At 30.7% G+C, this 22,150-nt stretch carries 19 protein-coding genes; 4 read left to right on the forward strand and 15 right to left on the reverse strand.

Features of this window, described 5'->3' with window-relative positions; translation table 11 throughout:
- Window positions 1-60: 60 nt before the first annotated feature.
- From ABMY20_RS12490 to surE, 9 genes are all read right to left on the reverse strand, one after another.
- Entirely contained in the window at window positions 61-1,377 is a 1,317-nt protein-coding gene (locus ABMY20_RS12490) for a RagB/SusD family nutrient uptake outer membrane protein (RefSeq protein ID WP_349265427.1), read from the reverse strand.
- An 11-nt stretch (window positions 1,378-1,388) separates the two neighbouring features.
- A complete protein-coding gene (locus tag ABMY20_RS12495) occupies window positions 1,389-4,688 on the reverse strand; it encodes a SusC/RagA family TonB-linked outer membrane protein (RefSeq protein WP_349265428.1) in 3,300 nt (1,099 codons plus the stop codon).
- A gap of 1 nt (window position 4,689) precedes the next feature.
- Complete coding sequence (locus tag ABMY20_RS12500; protein ID WP_349265429.1) at window positions 4,690-7,209, reverse strand: zinc-dependent metalloprotease; 2,520 nt, start codon at window positions 7,207-7,209, stop codon at window positions 4,690-4,692.
- A 98-nt stretch (window positions 7,210-7,307) separates the two neighbouring features.
- Complete coding sequence (locus tag ABMY20_RS12505; RefSeq protein WP_349265430.1) at window positions 7,308-8,915, reverse strand: histidine kinase; 1,608 nt, start codon at window positions 8,913-8,915, stop codon at window positions 7,308-7,310.
- A gap of 5 nt (window positions 8,916-8,920) precedes the next feature.
- Window positions 8,921-9,697, reverse strand: a complete 777-nt coding sequence (locus ABMY20_RS12510; protein WP_159615642.1) for a LytTR family DNA-binding domain-containing protein — start codon at window positions 9,695-9,697, stop codon at window positions 8,921-8,923.
- A 105-nt stretch (window positions 9,698-9,802) separates the two neighbouring features.
- Window positions 9,803-10,345, reverse strand: a complete 543-nt coding sequence (locus ABMY20_RS12515; protein WP_349265431.1) for a C40 family peptidase — start codon at window positions 10,343-10,345, stop codon at window positions 9,803-9,805.
- Between the two features lie 6 nt (window positions 10,346-10,351).
- Window positions 10,352-11,464, reverse strand: coding sequence for a lipid-A-disaccharide synthase (gene lpxB / locus ABMY20_RS12520; protein ID WP_047790529.1), 1,113 nt, complete (start codon window positions 11,462-11,464; stop codon window positions 10,352-10,354).
- Window positions 11,465-11,473: 9 nt separating this feature from the next.
- Window positions 11,474-11,761 carry a hypothetical protein gene (locus ABMY20_RS12525; protein WP_349265432.1) on the reverse strand — a complete coding sequence of 96 codons (288 nt, stop codon included), beginning with the start codon at window positions 11,759-11,761 and terminating at the stop codon, window positions 11,474-11,476.
- Window positions 11,749-12,519 carry a 5'/3'-nucleotidase SurE gene (gene surE / locus ABMY20_RS12530; RefSeq protein WP_047790531.1) on the reverse strand — a complete coding sequence of 257 codons (771 nt, stop codon included), beginning with the start codon at window positions 12,517-12,519 and terminating at the stop codon, window positions 11,749-11,751. The genes ABMY20_RS12525 and surE overlap by 13 nt, the downstream gene beginning before the upstream one ends.
- 115 nt (window positions 12,520-12,634) lie before the next feature.
- On the opposite strand from surE, the gene ABMY20_RS12535 reads away from it, so the two are divergent.
- The 3 genes from ABMY20_RS12535 (at window position 12,635) to ABMY20_RS12545 (ending at window position 16,002) form a co-directional block, all read left to right on the forward strand.
- Window positions 12,635-13,147: a hypothetical protein gene (locus ABMY20_RS12535; RefSeq protein WP_349265433.1), complete on the forward strand. Its 513-nt coding sequence runs from the start codon at window positions 12,635-12,637 to the stop codon at window positions 13,145-13,147.
- Between the two features lie 78 nt (window positions 13,148-13,225).
- Window positions 13,226-15,346: a carboxy terminal-processing peptidase gene (locus ABMY20_RS12540; RefSeq protein ID WP_349265434.1), complete on the forward strand. Its 2,121-nt coding sequence runs from the start codon at window positions 13,226-13,228 to the stop codon at window positions 15,344-15,346.
- Window positions 15,347-15,387: 41 nt separating this feature from the next.
- Entirely contained in the window at window positions 15,388-16,002 is a 615-nt protein-coding gene (locus ABMY20_RS12545; protein ID WP_349265435.1) for a hypothetical protein, read from the forward strand.
- On the opposite strand, the gene ABMY20_RS12550 is transcribed toward ABMY20_RS12545, so the two are convergent.
- A complete protein-coding gene (locus ABMY20_RS12550; RefSeq protein WP_349265436.1) occupies window positions 15,997-16,791 on the reverse strand; it encodes a DUF2797 domain-containing protein in 795 nt (264 codons plus the stop codon). The genes ABMY20_RS12545 and ABMY20_RS12550 overlap by 6 nt on opposite strands.
- Before the next feature lie 66 nt (window positions 16,792-16,857).
- On the opposite strand from ABMY20_RS12550, the gene ABMY20_RS12555 reads away from it, so the two are divergent.
- On the forward strand, window positions 16,858-18,366 hold the full coding sequence (locus ABMY20_RS12555; protein ID WP_047790535.1) for a GH3 auxin-responsive promoter family protein: 1,509 nt from the start codon (window positions 16,858-16,860) through the stop codon (window positions 18,364-18,366).
- A gap of 4 nt (window positions 18,367-18,370) precedes the next feature.
- Here the strand turns inward: ABMY20_RS12555 and ABMY20_RS12560 are convergent, their stop codons facing one another.
- From ABMY20_RS12560 to ABMY20_RS12580, 5 genes are all read right to left on the reverse strand, one after another.
- Window positions 18,371-18,841: a hypothetical protein gene (locus ABMY20_RS12560; RefSeq protein ID WP_073184394.1), complete on the reverse strand. Its 471-nt coding sequence runs from the start codon at window positions 18,839-18,841 to the stop codon at window positions 18,371-18,373.
- 36 nt (window positions 18,842-18,877) lie between these two features.
- Window positions 18,878-19,507, reverse strand: a complete 630-nt coding sequence (locus ABMY20_RS12565; RefSeq protein ID WP_349265437.1) for a tetratricopeptide repeat protein — start codon at window positions 19,505-19,507, stop codon at window positions 18,878-18,880.
- A gap of 81 nt (window positions 19,508-19,588) precedes the next feature.
- Window positions 19,589-20,431: a DNA adenine methylase gene (locus ABMY20_RS12570; protein WP_349265438.1), complete on the reverse strand. Its 843-nt coding sequence runs from the start codon at window positions 20,429-20,431 to the stop codon at window positions 19,589-19,591.
- 173 nt (window positions 20,432-20,604) lie between these two features.
- On the reverse strand, window positions 20,605-21,834 hold the full coding sequence (locus ABMY20_RS12575) for a hypothetical protein (RefSeq protein ID WP_349265439.1): 1,230 nt from the start codon (window positions 21,832-21,834) through the stop codon (window positions 20,605-20,607).
- A gap of 31 nt (window positions 21,835-21,865) precedes the next feature.
- Window positions 21,866-22,132, reverse strand: coding sequence for a hypothetical protein (locus ABMY20_RS12580; RefSeq protein WP_349265440.1), 267 nt, complete (start codon window positions 22,130-22,132; stop codon window positions 21,866-21,868).
- Between the last annotated feature and the right edge of the window lie 18 nt (window positions 22,133-22,150).

Genomic DNA, 22,150 nt, shown 5'->3' on the forward strand with positions numbered 1-22,150 from the left:
AATTAGTAATTAAGTATCAATTTATTTTTATCCGTTTGATACTTGCCGGATATTTTTATCTTAAAAATTTGGGTTATTTATCTTAGCATCGTTTGGAAACTGAACGACATACCTACTGTCATTTTTATTTAAGGTATAATTTTTTCCTTCGTACCACTTTATTATTTCAGGTTGCGTAGTTCTTTTTAAGTCATTCCAACGTTGCCCTTCAATTGCAAATTCACGTGCACGCTCGTCTAATATTTCTTCATATAACTGTTGTTTTGTTAATGAATTAATATAAGTAGTATAAGTTGCAACTTTAGCTGGTGTATATCTGTTCTTTATTAATACTAACAGTTGTTCTTTTGCAAATGTTAATTCGTTTAATTGTGTATATGCTTCTGCTAAGGTTAAATATAGTTCAGCTACTCTGAAGGTTGATTTATACTTAATATCAGCTGTTTTAGCAGCTCTGTATACTGTTCCGTCTTTCTTAAAGTAAATATTAAATCTTAAATCGTTTATTCTATCATATTTATTTAAAAATTGATCAGAAATAGAAGCATCGGTAGTGATATTATTAGAAGATACTATGTCTAATGCCAAAATAGATTCTATTGAATTAAACTCTGAAGGCATCATAGAACTATCTGAATTTAAGTCTTGTATTGTATTTTTTATAGCTAAAGCTTCTTTACTTGCGTCAATAGCTTTTTGCCACTCCTTTTTATACAAATACACTCTAGCTTTTAGACTTTTTAAGGCGATTTTTGAAAATCTATAGTTAAAACCAGAAGCTTGCTGTTCTATATTTAAACGTGCTTCGGCATTAGAAAGATCACTTAATATTTGCGTATATACTTCTTCTACTGATTGAATGTCATACTTTTGGTCTAAGTTATATTCAGTAACTATAGGGACTCCATTATCACTCCCTGCTGTTGTTGTATCATATGCCTTTGCATACAAATTAATTAACTGAAAATATTGTAGTGCTCGTAAAGCGTAAGCTTCTCCAACTAATTGGGTAATTGCTGCTGCATCTCCAGTAATTTCTATTTCTTTTTCTATAACATGGTTTGCATGAAAAATTATTTTATAGAAACTAGCATACGAAAAAGGTGTTGTTAGTGGTGACGCATTGGCATCATTCCAAATAAAAAGATCTTCGTACAGTTCAGACGCAAAAGATGCTTTAGTTAATTGAAGCTCATCTGCTCTATAAGTAGTTAATATATGGTTGTTTTTTTCTGTTGCATAAGCTGTTGTTAAAAAGCTTCTGTAATCTTCAACCGATTTTGGTATTACTTGTCCTACCGGTTCTATATCTAAGTAATCATCACAAGAAACGATGCTTACTATGCTAATTAATAATATGTATATATGTTTTTTCATTACTGTATTTTTTAAAAAGAAAGATTAAATCCAAAAGAAATAATTTTTGGTATTGGTTGAGAATATGGACTACCAAAGGTTTCTGGATCAAAATATCCGTCATAATCTGTTCCGAAAACAAATAAGTTTCTTCCTTCTAGGTTAAAGCTTAATCTTGAAACATTCATACTTTCTAAATATCTGCTTGGTACATTGTATCCAAACTTTATACTATTAATTCTTATGTATGAAATTTTATCTACCCAAATATCTAAATCTCTGTATGTATTACCTGTATCGTAAGTATGATACCAACTATACACTAAATCTGTTTCAAAACCTGGTGTTGCACTTCCTATAAAAGCTGGATAATTCCCTGTACCTGCCTTTAAAACTTCTTTATTATAATTATGTGTTGGGCTTATTTGCGTTGGATGATACGAAGGTGTTCGCTTTATAGTTTGGTTTATGTTAAAATTGGTTGCAACACTTAAACTAAAATCTTTGTACTGGAATTTATTTATGAAACCTCCACTAAATTCAGGATCTCCATTACCCACATAAGTATATAAATCTCTATGCTCTTCTCTTGTTAACTGGCTTCCATCAACCCCCTCTGATAGATTATAAAAATCTACTGCGGTTACTTTTTTTCCATCTTTCCAAAAAAGAGGCAAACCATTACTATCTAAACCTGCTGTTTTTATTGCAAAAACTGCATTTACTCCGTATCCTAATAAAGAAGGTTTAAAATCGTTTTCTTTGGTTTGAATTCTTTCTACTGTATTTTTGTTATGTGATATATTAAAGCTTGTACTCCACTTAAAATCTTCTTTGACAATATTTCTAGAGTTTATTGCTAATTCAACACCTTTATTATTTAATGTTGCCCAATTGGTATTAATAAAATTAAAGCCAGATTCTAGTGGTATTGCTTGTAATCCTATTAAGTCAGAGCTTTTACGATAATAATAATCTGCTGAAACGTATAATCTATTATTAAATAAGCCTAAGTCAAACCCTACATTTGATGAGATTGTTTTTTCCCAACGTAAATCTTTGTTAGGGGCAGATATTACATTAATTCCTTGTTCAGAATTCCCTGGTAAAATAATTTCATCTTTATAATTCCCTACTACAAAGGGAGATGTTGATTTGTCTATATTTCCTTGTACCCCGTATGAACCTCTTATTTTAAATTCATTAACAGCATCTATATCAAAAAAGCTTTCTCTAGCTACATTCCAAGAACCTGCAACAGACCATAATGGTAAGTACCTAAACTCTGGATTTACTCCAAATAAGTTTGATCCATCATATCGTAAACTTCCAAATACTGTATACTTTCTATCATAAGTGTAAGAAGCTGTTCCGAAGAAAGAAGCGTAAGCATTTTCATTAATTGTTTTCTTATATGGGTTAAACAATTCATTTCCTAAAGCTCTTTCGTCTGTTATAGGTATAGTTCTTAAAGTATTTGTATTAAAACCAAATCCTTTTGTATGAATTTCAGTTCGTTTATCCTCTCTAAACTCGGTACCTAACATTACATCAACTTCATGAATATTATTTATAGAAGTGTTATAATTTAATGTTGTTTTCCAATTATATTGAAAAGCATCACTATTCCAGTTTTGATTAATACCTCCTTCTGGCATAAAAAAGGCATCGTTACCGTCTTCATCTTGGTATCTAGAGCCAAATCTATATTTTCTAGTGTAGTAACTGTTTTTATCTCCAAATTTTTCAGTTTGATCAAAGTCAAACTGCATACCTAATTGAGTATATAATGTTAAAGCATTATCAAACTTATATGTAAGATCAATTATTGGTTTAATAGAATAAGATGTTAACTCTTGATTTGTATTTTGTCTTTCTTCTAATGGATTGTATTTTAAATTTAAATCTGATCTTTCAATCAAGTCTGGGTCATAATTATAACCTCCATCTGCGTTGTATGGAGTGAAATAAGGGTTTACTCTTCTTGAGTAATTTGCTGGGTTAGTGTATGCATCTGCACCAGTAATATATGATGTGCTTTTATTTCTACTTGCAAAAACAGACACTCCTACATTTAATTTATCATTTACATCATAGTCATTTTTAAACGTAAGATTGTATCTATTTAAACCAGTACCTTTTGTTGTTCCTTCTTCATCAAAATACCCTAAAGAGAAGTAATATCTTGATTTTTCACTTCCACCTGAAAGTGTTAATCCGTATTGTTGATTTATTGCCGCTTGATACAACTCATTCCCCCAATTAGTATCTTTGTTTCTTAAGCTATTAATTGCATTCTGAGCTAACTGATTTATACTTGAAAAACCATTATTTTGGAAATTATTATATTCTCCATAGGCCTGTAAAATACGAGAAACTTCTCCTCTTTCACTTTGATAAGTTAAGTCTGATCTACGAGCTAAACCTAATTCAAAATCTACTTTCTCAGAAGCATTCATCAAGTTTAACCTATCAAAATCAGGACGTAAAGTTAAGAATGTGCTCGCATTAAAGTTTATCCTCATATTCCCCTCTTTACCTTTTTTAGTCGTAATTACAATTACTCCGTTTGCAGCTCTTGCTCCATAAATAGAGGTTGCAGAGGCGTCTTTTAAAACTGTTATTTCTTCAATATCTTCAGGATTGATTCCTGCAATTGGAAAAGATTTTAAGTTATCAATATTATCTTTATCTCTAAAATCTTTAGGGATATCATTCCCTTGTAAAGGAATTCCATCTAAAACCCACAAAGGATCAGAAGAACCGTTTAAAGTTGAAGTACCTCTAATTTGAATTTTAGCGGGTGCACCAGGAGCGCCACTAGTTGGTTGAACAAGTACTCCTGAAATTTCTCCAGAAAGCATCTGATCAATATTAGCTGTTCCTGCTCTTTTAACATCATCTGTTTTAATTTTTGCAAACGACGACGTAATTTTACGTTTCTCTATTTTTTGATAACCTGTTACGATAACTTCCCCTAAAAGCTCTTCCTTTTCTTTTAGTGTTATTATCATATCTGTACTTCTATTTTCTACATTTATTTTCTCTGTTTCAAAACCTATATATGATATTATAATATATTTTGTTTCCTTTGGTGCTTTAAAAGAGAAATTTCCGTCGAAATCAGTAGTTGTTCCAATCATTGAAGCTTGAATAACTCCTTCTATATTCGTTTTGTTACCAATTACTTTGGTTGAAGCGTAGATACTAACCCCCGGTAAAGTTTCATTTCTAGCTTCGTCTATTACCGTTCCACTAATCGTTTTTGTGTTTTGTGCAAAAACCGAAAATGGTATAAGAAGCAGTAAGTAAATTATTTTTTTGTTCATCATCTTAATTATTCAAATTATATTCAATTCTAGCTATTAAATCATTGTAGTGATTTTGAGTAGCCTTGTCCCCTTTCTTTCTTTTTCTTTTTAATAATTTTAAGATTCTTTCTAATTCAGCTCTCTTGTTTGAACCTACGTCTGATACCCTTGGTATATAAGAGAAATGTACATTTTTGAAGTTCTTACTTTTTAAGTTTGTTTCTTTAGTTTTCTTTAATAATATATTTCTATCTACTGTTAATACATCCACGTAATTTTTCTGGGTCATACGATCAAACATATCTATAGGTTTGTTATTAATCGTTTTCTTAAAAATAGCCTCGAAAAGTTCATTGAATAAGTACTCTTCTGTAAACACATCATTTTTGTCTGAAGCCAGTACTTTGTTCTCTATAATTCGCATTAATCTGTCTGTTTCGATTAAACGATAAATCATATTTGTTTGATAAGCACGGTGCATGGAAATTGGAGAGTAAAAACGTTCACCATCAGGAGCGTCTCTTACTGGATATACTTTGTGTATAAGATCTGGAGCAAACAACCATTTTTGTGGTAAAATTGTTTCTTTTATGATATAATCGAGTGCTTCTTTTTGTATTTTGGTTGGTACTGGAACGAAAGTGTTTTTACCATCTCCATGTATTGTGTTATTTATATATATACCCCCTATGTTTGCCATTACATGTCCGCTGTATAGTTGCCATTGATCAATCACCGCTTTATAAAGCTTTGCTGCCTTATAATAATCTTCTCCTTCTTCATACGTCCATTTAATAATGTTTGGAACTATTCTTCTTAAGTTCTCTAACCCAAACTTACTTGCTTTCACAGCATCATCTCCTAAATCTTCACTTTGAGATCTTGGATCTATAATATTTCTTTGTTGTGGACCATAAAAATACATTGGATCGTTTTCATGCTTTCGTATCCATTGATTTAATATGGGCAACTCTTCATGAGGTGTTTTTATATCTAACCAACGATATCCCCAGTTGATTGCATACTTATCATACACTCCTATTTTTGGACTAATTTCGGTTACATTATCACCTGGTTGGGCTACATAATTATAACGAGCATAATCCATAATAGATGGTGCTGTACCTCCCATTTTCTTGGTAAAACTAGCTGATCTTAACGAGTCTACTGGATAACTAAAAGAAGCCCCCATATTATGTTTTAATCCAAAAGTATGCCCCACTTCATGAGAAGATACAAATCTAATAGATTCTCCCATTATTTTATCAGAAAAAACATTAGCTCTTGCTTCTGGATTTATAGGTCCTGTTTGAACACGAATCCATTGGTGTAATCCTTTCATTAAATTATGCCACCAAATAATATCTGATTCTAAAATTTCTCCACTTCTTGGATCAACTATAGAAGGTCCCATAGCATTTTGTCTTTCTGATGCCACGTAGGTAATTACCGAATAGCGAACATCATCAATATCAAAATCTTTATCTTCTTTAGTAACCTCTTTTACAACTACTGCGTTTTTAAACCCAGCCTGCTCAAAAGCTTTATTCCAATCATATACTCCATTTTTTATGTATGGCACCCATTTTTTTGGTGTTGCTGGGTCTATATAATAAACAATTTGCTTTTTTGGTGTTACTAATTCTCCTTTTTTATATTTCTCTACATCTTTCTTTTTGGGCTCAAGCCTCCAACGTGTAATTAATTCACGATGTTCTACTTCATGCTGACTATCAGAATAATAATCCATAGGCTTACTAAAATATCCTATTCTTTTATCTCCAAAACGTGGCTTCATTATATTTGTTGGTAACAAAACTATATTGGTTGTAACTCCAATTGACAGAGGTAGTGCTGCACTTTTTCCTTCAGATACACTGGTTGTTAAAAGAGATTTTACTACAATGTTTTTAGAAAAAGTTTTTAATTTCTCTATCTTAGATAGTTTTGTCTTAATACTCCCGCCTAAGCCAATATTTGACAATAAGTCATTAAAGGTTTTATCTTTACCGTTAAAAACTCTGTTTACTTTAATTAATACTGATGTTTTCTTTTCGTTTTCTGACTCTATTTTAAACTCTTCTACAATAGATTCTCCAAAATTATTACGTACTGAACGAGTTATTGCATTATTTTTTGGTGAAGTTACTCTTGGGTTAATTGTTTTTACCCACACTTTATTTAATACGGTATCTTTATAAAACCTAATTAATTTAGTTTCATAGGCCATACCCTTATTTAATCCATGCCCGTTTAAAGCATAAGGAACTTGAGATATTTTGTTTACTATTAAAAAATCTTTTGAAAGCAATGAATCTGAGATTTCAAAGTAGATGTCTTCTTTTAATCTGTAAATATTAAACAGTCCCTCTTTTTTGTTTCCCTCTTTTTGTAATTTCTTGTACGAAACTTTACTAGTACTTTTAATAGTATCTGTTTTTTCTTCTTCTTTCTTTTGTGCTGCTACCATTGTGGTAAAAAACACCAAGAATAAACTAAGTACTTTTAAATTAATGTTCTTCATTTGAGAATGCCCCTTCATAAATTATGTTGTTATTAAGAAGAAACCAAATGTAGAAATGAAGATGTTTGATTAAAACTAAATGAGAGTGAAGTTACTTTATAAAGGAGTGAATTTTATTATTTTGACAACAAAGGCATATAACATTTAAAATCTTCATTAAAAACCTCTGTCTTAAATGATTTTACGTTATAAAATGCGTAGAAATTACTTAAATACCCTAAGCCTACGCTATAACTTGCTTCTTTCTTATTTTTTCTTGGATTATAATTGTTACTTACTATTATCTGGTCTTCTTCAATTAAAACTTTAATAAAAAGAGGATTTTTTTTTGTTATTTCATTATGTTTAATAGCATTCTCAACCAATGTTTCTAATGCTAAAAAAGGTATTTTTTTTGATAAAGCTTTTCCTCCACTATTATCTACAACAGATAGATTTATACTATTACTAAATCTAATTTTTTGCAAAAAGAAGTATTGCTCTAAAAAATGTAATTCATCTTTTACTGTAGCCAAGTTTGCTTCTCTTTCTTTTAACAAATACCTATATACCTCTGAAAGTTTTAATACAAATTGCTGAGACATTTTTTTATCTACTCCTATTAAAACATGTAAAGAATTTAGGGTGTTGAATAGAAAATGAGGATTCAGCTTTTTTCGTAATTGACTTAATTGTAATCGTGCGTTTTTTTGTTGATATTGCTCGTTACTAATAGCCAATCGTTTTCTTTCTTGTTCGTACTGAAGCGTTTTTAAATATTGACTCCTTAGTTGACCTCGAGAAAAAGCTAATATTAACATAAAGGTTAGTAATGCCAACAAACTCATCCATAATAAATATTGTTTAATATCGTTAACAGATTCTCTGATTGAAATATTTAAAGGGAAACTTGTTATTAAAATTAACTCAGAGTTACCTACTTGTAACACATCATAATATCTTACCACTTCTAGGTTTAAATACTCTGATTTTACTGTTACTTTTATTGGCCCATTATTTTTCAATTCATTACTCTTCGTTTTTTTAATTATATTTTGGGGTGAAATAGTATTAAAAAATGTCTTTTCATATTTTCCAATGTAATTAGTATCTGGATGCAACATACAAACACCTGTTTTGTCTGTTACAATAACATACCCTCCATAAACACTATATTTTTGTGAAAAATAATTCCAATATTTTAATAAATTAATACTGTAGCCGTATACTATTGTAGTATTGTCTGATTGTTTTCTTACAATAATTTTCTGGTAATACGTAGTATCTTTTTGTGTTGATACTACTTCAAAAACCTGATTTTCTTTTTTTAATTTTCTAATCCTATGTAGGATTTCTTTTTCAAGTTTTTTTTCTCCTAAAAAAGAAGTATATACGGCCTCATTTTCTTTAAAAAAATAAATAAAACTAGCATCAATAATTTCCTCAGAAAAAGCTAGCTCGCTATTAAAAACCAATCGATTTTTAAGTTGCTCTCTCTTTAATACAGTACTGTTATCTATAATCTTTTCTGCTCCTGAAATAAACTTATCAAACTCGTTAAAATCAAATTGTAATATTCCTTTCTTCTCTCTTACGTTTTGAGTTGTTGCTTCTTCTACTAACCTCTCTGCTTCTGACGTAATTTTATTTGTTATTAATTCGTATCCAATAAAAAATAATATTATTAACGATACACTTACCAGCAGGTAGTATTGATGCTTTCTTTTTTTTAATGGAAACTTCATAAGAACTAATTATCCAACCATTTTTTAAACTCTTTAATTCTTTGAGCACTTACTAAAAGCATCTCTTCTACATTTAAGTTTGGTTGTAATTCTATTTTTATACGATTATTACTATATTTTGATATATTATTAATCGCTGAATGTTGAATAATATATTTTCTATTAATCTTGAAAAAGTATTTTTCAGATAGTTCTTCTTCTAAACTAGAAATTGTTCCATCATAAAGGTAACTTTCGTTATCAAAAGTAAACAAGAACAAGTACTTTCCTTGCGCCATAAAATAAGCGACTTCCTCTCTTTTAATAGAAATAGATAAACTTCCTTTTGACACCAAAAAGCGTTCTTTTTCTTTTTGATGCTGTATTTTATTGTTCATTTGTAACAATAATTGCTCAAGCTTATCAGTGTATCCTTTATTCTCATTAAGGTTTACATATTTTTCTATGGCTTTATTAAGTAGCTCTTCACTGTAGGGTTTTAATAAATAATCTATAGCAAAAAACTGAAATGATTTGATGGCATACTCATCAAAAGCTGTTGTAAAAATAATAGGAATTGAAATTTTCAATCTTTCAAAAATTTCAAAGCTATAACCATCTCCAAGGTGAATATCGCTTAAAATTAAATCGCAAGTGTTTTCTTTAAGCCAAAGAATTGAATCTTCTACACTTTCCAACCGCTTTTTTACAGAAATTGGATAAGGACTTTTCTGCAATAAGTTTTCTAAAGAAGTTGCTGCTAAATCTTCATCTTCAATTATTACTACATCTAATATTTTCATTTACTTTATAGAGATTTAAGAGGGTTCTCCAAAAGTATTAAATTATTTTTATCTTTAACTAAAGGTTATGTTTATGCTAAAAACTATATTTGATTTCTTAACATTTTACAACACCCGTTTTGCTTTAATAAAAGCTCGTTTCCAATAATTCTCATGTAGCGAGGTTACTATTACTCCTCGTGATGTAGTTGAATGTATAAAACGAATATCTCCATTATCTACAGAAGTTACCAACCCTACATGATTTACTTTTCCTCTTTTTCTTGAGGTTTTAAAAAACAGTAAATCTCCTCTTTGAACTTCTCGTAAAGAAATATTTTCTCCTTGTAAATACATTTGGTGAGACGTTCTTGCGATAGGCATGTTTCGTTGTTTAAACGAAGTAAAAATCAATCCTGAACAATCCATTCCTCTTTTCGTCATTCCTCCAAAACGATATGGCACACCTTTATAAGTAACTGCTGTCCATACTATTTTATCTGCAACTGTAATTTTGCTTGATGATTTAGTTGTTGCTAATTGTGTGTTTTTCTTAACTTTTGTTACTTTTTTTGTTCTTGTTTGGTATGTAGTACTTACATTTTTTGATGATCCACAAGAAATCATTAAAAATGATACTATACATATAAATAAGATTTTTTTTATCATGCTTTTTTATTTTTTCACTCCTGCAACAATCAACTTCGCTGTTTTTTCAGAAGCTCCTTTTCCTCCTAATTTTTGTTCTAAATCAAAATATGACAAAAATAATTTCTGGCGATGTTCTAACTCTAAAATACGTGTTAGTTCGTACTGTAAATTTTCTTTGGTAAAATCATTTTGTATCAACTCTTTTACCACTTCTCTATCCATTATTAAATTTACTAACGATATATATTTTAATGTTATTATTCGCTTAGCTATTTGATAAGAAATATTACTTCCTTTATAACACACTACCTGAGGTACTTTAAACAAAGCTGTCTCTAGTGTTGCTGTACCTGATGCAACCAAAGCAGCATGTGAAATACTTAACAAGTCATACGTTTTATTATTAATGAATTTCACATTGGCATCTCCAATAATTTCTTTGTAGAAATCATACGATTGACTTGGTGCTCCTGCCACTACAAACTGATATTGTGGAAAATCTTTTACCAATGAAAGCATTACTGATAACATTTTTGTTATTTCCTGCTTTCTACTTCCTGGTAACAGTGCTATAACCTCCTTATGTCCAAGGTCGTGTTCTTTTCTAAACTTTTCGATAGAAACTTGTTCTCTTCCTGCAATTCCATCAATTAAAGGATGCCCCACAAAACGAACATTATAATCATACTTTTTGTAAAACTCTTTTTCAAATGGAAGAATTACAAACATTTGGTCAATATCTCTTTTAATATCTTTTACTCTACCTGCCCTACTTGCCCAAACTTGTGGTGATATATAATAATTGGTTCTAAAACCTTGCTTTCTTGCCCACTTAGCTATACGAAGGTTAAAACCTGAGTTATCAATAAAAATTATTACATCAGGATTAAATTGAGCAATATCTTTTTTACAAAAAGAAATCATTCCTAAAATCTTTCGTAAATTCATCAACACCTCAACAAAGCCCATAAAAGCACGCTCTTTATAATGTTTAACAAGTGTACCGCCAACTTCTTGCATTAGGTCACCTCCCCAAAAACGAATGTCAGCTTTCGGATCTTCCTTTAACAAGGCCTTCATCAAATTAGCTCCGTGCAAATCACCTGAAGCCTCACCTACAAGAATGTAATATTTCATGTATTAAAATTAGAAAAACTTTAAATATGCTGTTAATAAAGCTACAGCAATTGTAGTTATTAACACTCCTCTTGCTCTGTAATCTTGTTTTTTCTTTAAAAACACCCAAAAAACAAATAAGTTAGGTATTGCTGCCAGAGCTATTAAAGAACCTAATACCCCTCCTTCTCTTATTTTAGAAATCGTTTCTGAAATACTAAGTTCTGAAATGTACTCTAAATAAACAAAGAAGCCACAAGTTGTTGCCAACAATGAGACTATGATTCCTATTAGTATTTCTTTTTTTATATGTCCCATGTGTGTAACTTTTGAATTGCGTGATGTGCTGTCATATCAAATTGAACAGGCACTACCGATATAAAACCATTTTCTAACGCCCAAATATCAGTATCTTGTCCTTTATCTCTATTAATAAACTCTCCTGAAAGCCAATAGTACTCTTTACCAAACGGACTTTTACGTTTATCAAACGTTTCTTTCCAATAACCGTTCGCTTGTCTACATATACGAACTCCTTTAATTTCGTCTTCTTTCAACTTCGGAATGTTTACATTTAAAATTACTCCATCAGGTAATCCGTTTAATAAAACATTTAACGCTATTTTTTCTATAAACTTACGTGCAGCTCTAAAATCAGCATGCCAATCAAAATCTAATAAAGAAAAACCTATTGCTGGAATCCCTTCAATACCTGCTTCAACAGCAGCACTCATGGTTCCTGAATAAATTACATTGATGGATGAATTGGATCCGTGATTGATTCCTGAAACACATAAATCTGGTGTACGATTTAAGATTTCATTTTTTGCCATTTTAACACAATCTGCAGGCGTACCAGAACAACTGTACTCTATTTGTGGACCTTCATCAATGGTTATAGGGTTACAATGTAACACATTATTCACCGTAATAGCATGCCCCATTCCACTTTGTGGGCTATCAGGAGCCACCACCACTACATCCCCTATTTTATTCATAATTTCAATCAACATACGAATACCAGGAGCCGTAATTCCGTCATCATTCGTAACTAAAATCAAAGGTCTATCTTGCATAGTAAGTAAGTTTTACAACAAATGTAATATAAAAAATGGATTCTTTTTTTAACATTTTGTAAAGACAAATTGGTTCATTTTATGTGTAAAATTGTGGTAATCAAACCCAAGCATTATGGTACGGATTATTGTTTATGTAACTATTTTTATAATTTCTTCTTTTTTTTCAATTATTTCAGCACAAAACGCCCCCACAATACCATGTAACGAAATAGGTTATTCCCAATTTGATTTTTGGGTCGGAAATTGGAATGTTTATAACACTGAAGGAAAATTAATTGGTCACAATAATGTTATAAAAACGCCTAATGCCTGTGCTATTCAAGAAAATTGGGATTCAAAAACATCCAAAAATAAAGGGACTAGCTACAATTATTACAATAAAAAAGATAATACTTGGAATCAGGTTTGGATTGATAACACTGGTTTTTCATTAGTTTTAAAAGGTAGTTTTAAAGATAATTCTATGACTTTAAAAAGTGATCTTATAAAAAAAGATAAAGGCAATTATTATAATCAGGTTACTTGGACAAAAAACAAAGATGGTTCTGTAACTCAAGTTTGGAATCTTCTAAATGAAGACCATAAAAAGACTCAAGAAGTTTTTAGAGGCATTTATAAAAAGTAATAATGCTAAAAAATTGGCATTATTTTAGTAGCTTAGCAACACAACGACTCAACACAAATTAAAAAGACAGAAGATTTTATGAAGACGAAGTTTATTATACCATTTTTAGCAATCACACTTTTATTTTCTAATTCTGTTAGTTCTAATACAGTTCCTAACAACGATCCAGAAAAAGATCGTGTAATTGTTTACGTTTTAAAAAATATTTTAAGTCGATATCATTACGTTCAAAAAAAATTAAATGACGACTTTTCCGAACATGTATATAACACATTTATCGATGGACTTGATCCTAATAAACGTTATTTTACTCAAGAAGATTTAAAAGAATTCTCTCAATATAAATATCAAATTGACAATCAATTAAGAGACTCAAATATTGATTTTTACAAATTGGTGTATCAACGCTTTTTAGAAAAGATGGAGTCTGGTAAAAAGACCTATCGTTCCTTATTAAAACAACCTTTCAATTATAAAAAGAAAGAGGTTATTGATGTTGATTATGATAAGGTTCCGTATGCTAAAAACGAAACTGAATTAATGAATTACTGGAGAAAGCAATTAAAACTATCTATTTTAAGTAACATTGAAGACGCCGAAAACCAGCAAAACGAAAAAGCTAAAAAGGATAAAAGTTTTAAAAAGAAAAGCTTTAAACAACTAGAGGCTGAAGCAAGAAAGAAAGTCCTAAAAAATATGGACGATTTATATATGCGTATCGGTGAACTTGAGAACTCTGATTGGTATTCTACTTTTTTAAACAGTGTAGTAAGCGGCTTTGATCCACATACAACCTATATGTCTCCTCGAATTAAAACACGTTTTGATCAAGAGATGTCTGGTAAATTAGAAGGTATTGGAGCTCGTTTGCAAAAAAAAGGAATTTACACCCATATTGTTGAATTAATTTCTGGAGGTCCAGCATGGAAACAAGGTGAATTAGAAGCTGACGATATTATTTTAAAAGTTGCACAAGGTGATGAAGAGCCTTTAGATATTGTTGGAATGCGTTTAGATGATGCCATAAAATTTATCAAAGGAAAAAAAGGAACTGAGGTACGTTTAACTGTAAAGAAAAAGATTGATGGTTCTATTAAAGTAATTCCAATTATTAGAGATGTAGTTGAGCTTGAAGAAACTTTTGTAAAATCAAGTATTGTTGAAAAGAATGGCAAAAAGTACGGGATTATTAATCTTCCTAGATTTTATATAGATTTTAATGACTTAAGCCGTAGAGATGCTGCTAAAGACATGGAAAAAGAAATTGAGCGTTTAAAAGAAGAAGATGTTCAAGGTTTAATTGTTGATTTGCGTGACAACGGTGGTGGGTCTTTAAAAACAGCTATTGAAATTGGTGGTTTATTCATTAACAAAGGACCAATTGTTCAAGTAAAATATCGTGGTGAAGATCCTTTGGTAAAAGCTGATACTGATCCAAAAATTCAATGGGAAGGACCTTTAGTAGTAATGGTAAATGAATTTTCTGCTTCAGCTTCTGAAATTTTTGCTGCTGCAATGCAAGATTATAAGCGTGGTGTTATTATTGGTGGTAAACAAACTTACGGTAAGGGAACTGTACAAAATGTATTACCTATAAACCGTTTTTATGAACAATATCCTAACGATTTAGGTGCTTTAAAAATGACCATTCAAAAGTTTTATAGAATTAATGGTGGTTCTACTCAAATTGAAGGAGTTTATTCTGATATTTCTTTACCTACCCGATATAGTTATATGGATTTTGGAGAACGTGATTTAGACGGTGCTTTGCCTTGGGATAAGGTACAACAAGCAAAATATACTGCTACGAATTCATACAGTAACTTTGCTGATGTAGTATACAACAGTAAACAACGTGTAATGAATAACGAAAAGTTTAATAAAATAAATGACTATGCTAAATGGTTAAAGAAAAATCAAGACGAAAGAGTCTATTCTTTAAACTATGATGCTTTTAAAAAGGAAAGCGAAGCTAAAACAAAAGAAGGAGAACAGTTTAAAGATATTTTTAAATTTGATTCTCATCTAACTTTTGTCTCTCCTAAATATGAGTTAAATTTATTTAAAAAGGATACTGTTTTAGAAGAAAAAAGAGTTGCATGGCATAAAAACCTTCAGAAAGATATTTATGTAAATGAAGCGCTAAACGTTCTTAGCGAATTGAAAATGAACGATAATCATGTGGCTGTAAAACATTAAAAAAAGGGTTCGAATGAACCCTTTTTCTTTCTACTCATTTTATGTTAAAGAACACTTTTTTAAACTTGTTGGCTACTTACTCAAACGATAATAGCTTCAATATTTTATTGTGGCAAGAAATAGAAGAGCATTATACCAGTAAAAAAAGACATTATCACACATTAGAACATCTTGAAAATTTACTTTTTCAATTAACTCCTATAAGAACCAAAATAAGTAGTTGGAACACAATTCTATTCACACTGTTTTATCACGATGTTATCTATAATTCTTTAAAAAACAACAATGAAGAAAAAAGTGCTGAGTTAGCTGTAAAAAGAATGAATCAACTTTCAATTCCCAATAAAGTTATAGAAAATTGTTTTTCACAGATTTTAGCTACTAAATCTCATAAAACATCTGAAAATTCAGACACTAACTACTTTACAGATGCTGATTTATCTATCTTAGGTCAAAGCTGGGAAGTATATACTCAGTATTATAAAAATGTTCGAAAAGAATATGCAGTTTATCCTAATATAATCTATAATTCAGGTCGTAAAAAAGCTTTACAGCATTTTTTAACAATGGAAAATATATTCAAAACAGAATACTTTTACCAAAAGTTTGAGGAAACAGCACGAAAAAATATTCAGAAAGAAATTGAACTATTATAATAGCCCAATTTTAACCACCAATCCTTCATTAGAACGAACATTAAACACTGTTTCATCCTCAAAAATTAAGTACTGTCCTTTAATTCCCACCAATTTACCTGTATACGTTCCTTCTTTCTCTAAATTCAAACTTTTAGGCTTTTTAGGGAACTTTTCAACAGGAAAATTAATATTCGTTTCAGTATTATTCGCTATGTAGTATTCTTTCGCTTCATCAGGAATAAACTCTTGTAATCGCTCACGCCACTCAACCAAGTTTTCATCCTTAATATCATTCTTTAGCATGGTTCTCCAATTCGTTTTATCTGCTACATGCTCTTTTAAAGCTACCTCGGTAATTCCTGCTAAATAACGATTAGGAACTTCTACAATTTCAATAGCTTCATGCGCTCCTTGATCTATCCAACGAGTGGGTACTTGTTGCTTTCTTGTCACTCCAACCTTTACATTACTTGAGTTTGCTAAATACACAATATGTGGCTGTAGCTGTACCCTTTTTTCATACTCTAAATCCCTATCTTCTTCCCCTAAATGTGCTTTACTCAATTCAGGACGCATAATCCAAACTCCTGCAGTTGGAATTTCAAAAAAACATTTTTTACAAAAACCTTGACGGTATATTTTCTTTTCTAAATGACAGTTTAAACACTCGTAAGTAACAAAACTTAAGGTTAATTCTTTATTCAATAACTGATTCATATTCAAAAAATCCACTCCCATATCTAAATAGTATTGAACAGTGTTTAAATTCTCGGTAGGCATTTTTTTTAAAACTCCTTGGTACTGCATGTCTTAAATTTTGTTACATTTAGCTTCACAAAATTACAGTAAAAAAATTGAATTAATAGTTAATCTATGACGTTTCCATTTATAAATTCAATCATCTCTTGGTTCTTAAAAAAGCGTAAACATCAAGTAGAGTTGTTTTTAAAGTATCCTATTGATGTTCAAAACGAGCTACTACTAAAGCTTGTAACTGCTGCTAAAAACACTGAATTTGGGAAACAACAAAACTTTTCTTCAATTAAAAGTTATACTGACTTTGCCAACAACGTTCCCATTCAACGTTATGAAAGTATTGAACCACTTATTGAGCGTTGTAGAAAAGGAGAGCAAAATTTATTTTGGCCTACACCTATACGTTGGTTTGCCAAATCAAGTGGTACTACCAATGCAAAAAGTAAATTTATTCCTGTAAGTGATGAAGCTATTGAATATTGTCACTTTAAAGCAGGAAAAGATATGTTATGCTTATATATCAATAACAATGAAAACGCAAAGCTTTTCACTGGTAAAGGACTCCGTTTAGGTGGTAGTTCTGCTGTATACGAAGACAACAACAGTTATTTTGGTGATTTATCGGCTATAATTATTGAAAACATGCCTTTTTGGGCAGATTTTAGCTCAGCTCCAAAGCAAGAAACTGCTTTAATGAGTGAGTGGGAAACAAAAATGGAAGCTATTATTAACGAAACCATTCATGAAAATATTACAAGCTTAGTTGGTGTTCCTTCTTGGATGTTAGTTTTATTAAATAGAGTATTAGAAAAAACAGGAAAGGATAATATTTTAGAAGTTTGGCCTAATTTGGAGGTTTATTTTCATGGAGGAATAAACTTTAACCCGTATAGAGAGCAGTATAAGAAACTCATTCCAAGAGACGATTTTAAATATTATGAAACCTATAATGCATCAGAAGGTTTTTTTGCTATTCAAGACCGAAATGATTCTGACGAAATGTTGTTAATGTTAGACTACGGAATTTTTTACGAGTTTATTCCAATGAGCGAATACAACGGAGAAAATTCTAAAGCAATTCCTCTTTCTGAAGTAAAAAAAGGCATTAATTATGCTATTATTATTACCACAAATGGTGGTTTATGGCGTTACTTAATAGGAGATACTGTTAAGTTTACCTCAACCAATCCTTATCGTATAAAAATTACTGGACGTACTAAGCATCATATCAATGTTTTTGGAGAAGAGTTAATTATTGAAAACGCTGAGGATGCTTTAAAAGTAGCGAGTGATAAAACCAACTGTGAAATTAAAGAATATACCGTTGGTCCTATTTTTATGAACGGTAAAGAAAATGGAGCCCATGAATGGGTTATTGAATTTAAAAAAGCTCCTGAAAACCTTACCTTTTTTACTGAAGAATTAGACGAAGCTTTAAAAAGCTGCAACTCTGACTATGAAGCTAAGCGTTATAATAATATGACTTTAGCAATGCCTAAGATACATCAAGCTCGTGAAGGCCTGTTTTATGACTGGATGAAGAAAAAAGGAAAATTAGGTGGACAACATAAAATTCCTCGTTTATCTAATAGTCGTGATTTTGTTGAAGAGCTTTTGAAGCTATAATTTACTATTCTGTTTTAATTTTAATAGGTAATTGGTATTTTGTTACTACTGGAATTTCTCTTTTGGTAGCGGGAGCAATTCTTGGTAATTTTTCTATTGCCAACTTTATTATACTATCTAATTCTGGTAATTGAGTCATAACAACACTAGAAGCAGTAACCTCAGTTAAAACAAATTTCCCTTCTTTATTAATTAGAATATCAATTAAAACTTCTTCATCTAAACTATTTTTAGTAACAAAATTATGTTGCTGTAAACTCGTCGTTATTCTTTTATGAATTTCTTTTCTAAAACAATTCGCTTTTGCTTTATCAAGTAGATCTTTACATTTATTAAAAGCAGGGTACTCATCTACTTTTGTAAAGTCAACTACTGTATCTACAACTTGTGAGTTATCTTTTTTTAAATATGAAAAGAAGTCACAAGAAGAATATAGTAAAGCACAAAATAAAAAAGCTACACAACGAGAATTCATCTTATTGATTTTAAGATGAATATACAAAATTAAATACTATTGTAAAATCTCTCCTTGTAAGAAATAGTACTTTTTAATTTCTTTTATTCTCTCTTTTGCATATTTGGTTAAAACTGAATCTTTTCTTTCAAAACGATTTACGTAATTTTTGTAATGTTTATAAGCTATTCGTTTATCCTTATAATAATCTTCACTAGTTTTAGCTAGTTGGTACAAGGCTTTATAATTTTTTCTATTCTCTTCAAAAGCTCTTTTATAAGACTTTACCTCTTCTTTTGGGTTTCCTAATTTTTCGTACACTCTAGCTAATTGATAGTACTCAACATCTCGTGGCTCTTTACCCGCAAAAGTTGCCACCATATAATCTAGCTGAGCTTTATAAAACTTTTTCTTTTCAAAATTGATGTCTCCTAAATAGGTATACGCTTTAAAATCTGATCTATCAATTCTTATAGCTTTATTAAAGTACTTTTTTGCTTCGTCATATTTCTTTAGATTGAAAAAACAACGCCCTAGCATTTTCTGTGTGTAATGTTCATTGGGTGCTATGGTATCTATTCTTTGTAAATATTGAATGGCTTCAGCAAACTTCTCTTCTCTATATAAATTATTAATTTTCAACTTATTTAAGTTCATATGATATAATCGGCAAAACGAAAAATTCATTTTTTTGAACACCCAAAAATACAAAAATCCCGAAAAAAATAACCCCGTTTAAGACTCATTTAAACGGGGTTTAAAACAACTTTAAAGAGTAGAAGTAGTTGTATATCTTTTATGCAGCATAATATCCGTATAACCTGTATTATGACTCGTTTTATTATAATGATACACCACTTCAGCTTGATTAAATGGATTTTTACCTCCTGTATTTGTTTCAATCCACTCACACAGCTCAACTATACTGGACTTGTTAGATGTAAAATAAAAGTAGTTAGTATTCATTAATACTTTCAATACATCCAAATAATCAGATAGCCTCCAGTAGTTTTTGTAAGTAGAGCAATCAGTTGATAAGTATGGTGGGTCTACTAAGAAAACTACATTAGTTTTATTTTTATACAACTCAAACAGCTCTTTATAATCATACCTAACAAAATCAACATTATTTAAGTAATTACTCGCATCGTAATCACTTTTACGAACTCTATTATAAAAACGTTGTTTCTTTAATTCCTCAAAGCTTTGAACATAATTCATACTAAACAGTAGACTGGCTGACAATGTGATGTAATCAACATACCCCTTTTTGTCTGCTGACTTTACCACATCTAATATTTTATACCTAACATCATCAGTAATAGCCTTCTTATTTGGGATATGCTCTACCAATACACGAATCTCAGAAAGCAAATTATTTGTTTCAGGTATAGCCTTTAAACGTTCTTTAAAATTATCGTAATCATTATATATTACTTTAACGTTTGGCTTTTCTTGTTTTACGGTATGACTCAACAACCCACTTCCCCCAAATAAATCAATATAAACTGAATCTTCAGGATACGTTTTTAAAGCTTCTTTAAACTGTTTTATAAAGTTCCGTTTTTGCCCTTGAAACGGCAAAGGTGCTGTTGCATAATTTTTACTCATTTATTATTCGTTTTTTGATTACTATTCTTATTTTTGAAGCTCCTACGGTATTAACGAAACAAAGCCCAATCAGAAGACTTTATGTCCTCCAACTGGGCTTTGTTGCTAAATTTAAAATACCGTAGGAAGTTTTTAAATTGTTGGGGGACTCTTTTTATCCCCTAAATACTTTTTTATTGTATTGAATAATACCCTGTAATCTCTATTACAGAAGTACCCGACAATTGTAAATGGTCTACAAGAGAACCTTTAACGTCTTTAAACAAAATATGTCCTAACGTAGACACTTCTAGCCTTATTTGATTCAATTGAGAAACAGTTAAAGCTGAATTTGTTATTCTTTGTATGTTTAGATTATCTAAATTGATTACACTACCATCAGACGGAAGTCCCTCAATATGTACAATTCCTGAAACAGACCCCGTTTGTGTAACCGCCATAGTAAGCTGAAAAAACAGAACATTATCTATTATTTTGTATTTCCCTGTTTGTTGGCTGTAAGTAAAAGTAGCACCGCCTCCACTATCTACCATAGTAGGAATAAATGAACCGTTATTAGGGAATTTATTCGCAAATTCTGCATTTAAAGCTGTATCTAATAAAAGTGTACCAGGAGCATCTGGTAAAATATAAGTTCTTTTAGCAGTTAAATTACTATTGTTAAAAGCGAAATTAGTAGTATTAGAGTTAGGTGTATTAAACATAAGATAACCGTTGCTATCTGTTTGCATACCCGCATAACTGCTATTTATAGAAATTGCTGTTGATGGTTTTAAATCTAGTCTTGAAGCTAAAGAACCACCATTAAAAGTAATTCGGTTTGTAAACTCTTTTAAACCTAGAATATTATACTGGTTGCTTGAGTTATCTAAAAAATCTGAAACGGTTTTATTTCCAAAAGTAGTCGCATTTACATTTGCTAGCTGACTACCGTCACCATTCTCTAATAACAGCCTACCTGAAGCAATTGGTAATTCAACATTAACATCAAAAAAAGACGGAGTCTCTGCTAACCTCAGACTAACATTTCCTCCATTCACATCGGTGTCGTTAATTTGGAATCTAGGATAAGTTGACCTTGCAATTATGGCTGCACCAGTCAAAGCACCAGAAGATGATGTTACATTGTTAGCAGATATGTTTGAGTTGAATGTTTTTGTTCCTGTTATTGTTTGATTTGAATTTAAATCAACGTAATTAGATAAATCAGGAACTGGTATTGCTAATTTACTTTGTGGTATATATTTTACATGACCTTTTGAATTAATCGCCAAAAGACTATCCACTTCAGTTCCTTCAGATACTTTTTTTATTTGTAACCTATCAAAAGACCCGTCTCGTTGTGCGTTCGCTGTAAGTACTAAACATAATACAGCAATAAGTGTAAAAATTGATTTTTTCATTTCTATTCGTTTTTTGATTAATGATTAATGATTAACGGCTGTAAACATCTACAGCGACTGCTCTGGTCGTTTCTACCACCAAGCAAAAAGTTTTTTTCATCCCTAAACTTACTGTCTCGGCATCGTCTTGAGATTCAGCTAAAGTTTTATACCCTTCAACTACTTTTACAACATAACCAGTTGGCTCTGAAAAATAAACCCCTGTAACTATCTTTCCATTTTCAAACGGAAAATAAACAGTTCCTCCTGCGGTGGATTGTTGCGTGTGTTTTTGTGTTACTACATCTTGTGTGTTCATATAAATTGATTTTAATTA

It is taken from the genome of Tenacibaculum sp. SSH1-16 (assembly GCF_040104435.1).
Lineage (GTDB): Bacteria > Bacteroidota > Bacteroidia > Flavobacteriales > Flavobacteriaceae > Polaribacter > Polaribacter mesophilus.

What these genes read in the sequence shown, in the direction of transcription:
- ABMY20_RS12490 (WP_349265427.1), bottom strand. Translation starts at nt 1,377, where the DNA reads ATGAAAAAACATATATACATATTATTAATTAGCATAGTAAGCATCGTT.
- ABMY20_RS12495 (WP_349265428.1), bottom strand. Translation starts at nt 4,688, where the DNA reads ATGATGAACAAAAAAATAATTTACTTACTGCTTCTTATACCATTTTCG.
- ABMY20_RS12500 (WP_349265429.1), bottom strand. Translation starts at nt 7,209, where the DNA reads ATGAAGGGGCATTCTCAAATGAAGAACATTAATTTAAAAGTACTTAGT.
- ABMY20_RS12505 (WP_349265430.1), bottom strand. Translation starts at nt 8,915, where the DNA reads ATGAAGTTTCCATTAAAAAAAAGAAAGCATCAATACTACCTGCTGGTA.
- ABMY20_RS12510 (WP_159615642.1), bottom strand. Translation starts at nt 9,697, where the DNA reads ATGAAAATATTAGATGTAGTAATAATTGAAGATGAAGATTTAGCAGCA.
- ABMY20_RS12515 (WP_349265431.1), bottom strand. Translation starts at nt 10,345, where the DNA reads ATGATAAAAAAAATCTTATTTATATGTATAGTATCATTTTTAATGATT.
- lpxB (WP_047790529.1), bottom strand. Translation starts at nt 11,464, where the DNA reads ATGAAATATTACATTCTTGTAGGTGAGGCTTCAGGTGATTTGCACGGA.
- ABMY20_RS12525 (WP_349265432.1), bottom strand. Translation starts at nt 11,761, where the DNA reads ATGGGACATATAAAAAAAGAAATACTAATAGGAATCATAGTCTCATTG.
- surE (WP_047790531.1), bottom strand. Translation starts at nt 12,519, where the DNA reads ATGCAAGATAGACCTTTGATTTTAGTTACGAATGATGACGGAATTACG.
- ABMY20_RS12535 (WP_349265433.1), top strand. Translation starts at nt 12,635, where the DNA reads ATGGTACGGATTATTGTTTATGTAACTATTTTTATAATTTCTTCTTTT.
- ABMY20_RS12540 (WP_349265434.1), top strand. Translation starts at nt 13,226, where the DNA reads ATGAAGACGAAGTTTATTATACCATTTTTAGCAATCACACTTTTATTT.
- ABMY20_RS12545 (WP_349265435.1), top strand. Translation starts at nt 15,388, where the DNA reads ATGTTAAAGAACACTTTTTTAAACTTGTTGGCTACTTACTCAAACGAT.
- ABMY20_RS12550 (WP_349265436.1), bottom strand. Translation starts at nt 16,791, where the DNA reads ATGCAGTACCAAGGAGTTTTAAAAAAAATGCCTACCGAGAATTTAAAC.
- ABMY20_RS12555 (WP_047790535.1), top strand. Translation starts at nt 16,858, where the DNA reads ATGACGTTTCCATTTATAAATTCAATCATCTCTTGGTTCTTAAAAAAG.
- ABMY20_RS12560 (WP_073184394.1), bottom strand. Translation starts at nt 18,841, where the DNA reads ATGAATTCTCGTTGTGTAGCTTTTTTATTTTGTGCTTTACTATATTCT.
- ABMY20_RS12565 (WP_349265437.1), bottom strand. Translation starts at nt 19,507, where the DNA reads ATGAATTTTTCGTTTTGCCGATTATATCATATGAACTTAAATAAGTTG.
- ABMY20_RS12570 (WP_349265438.1), bottom strand. Translation starts at nt 20,431, where the DNA reads ATGAGTAAAAATTATGCAACAGCACCTTTGCCGTTTCAAGGGCAAAAA.
- ABMY20_RS12575 (WP_349265439.1), bottom strand. Translation starts at nt 21,834, where the DNA reads ATGAAAAAATCAATTTTTACACTTATTGCTGTATTATGTTTAGTACTT.
- ABMY20_RS12580 (WP_349265440.1), bottom strand. Translation starts at nt 22,132, where the DNA reads ATGAACACACAAGATGTAGTAACACAAAAACACACGCAACAATCCACC.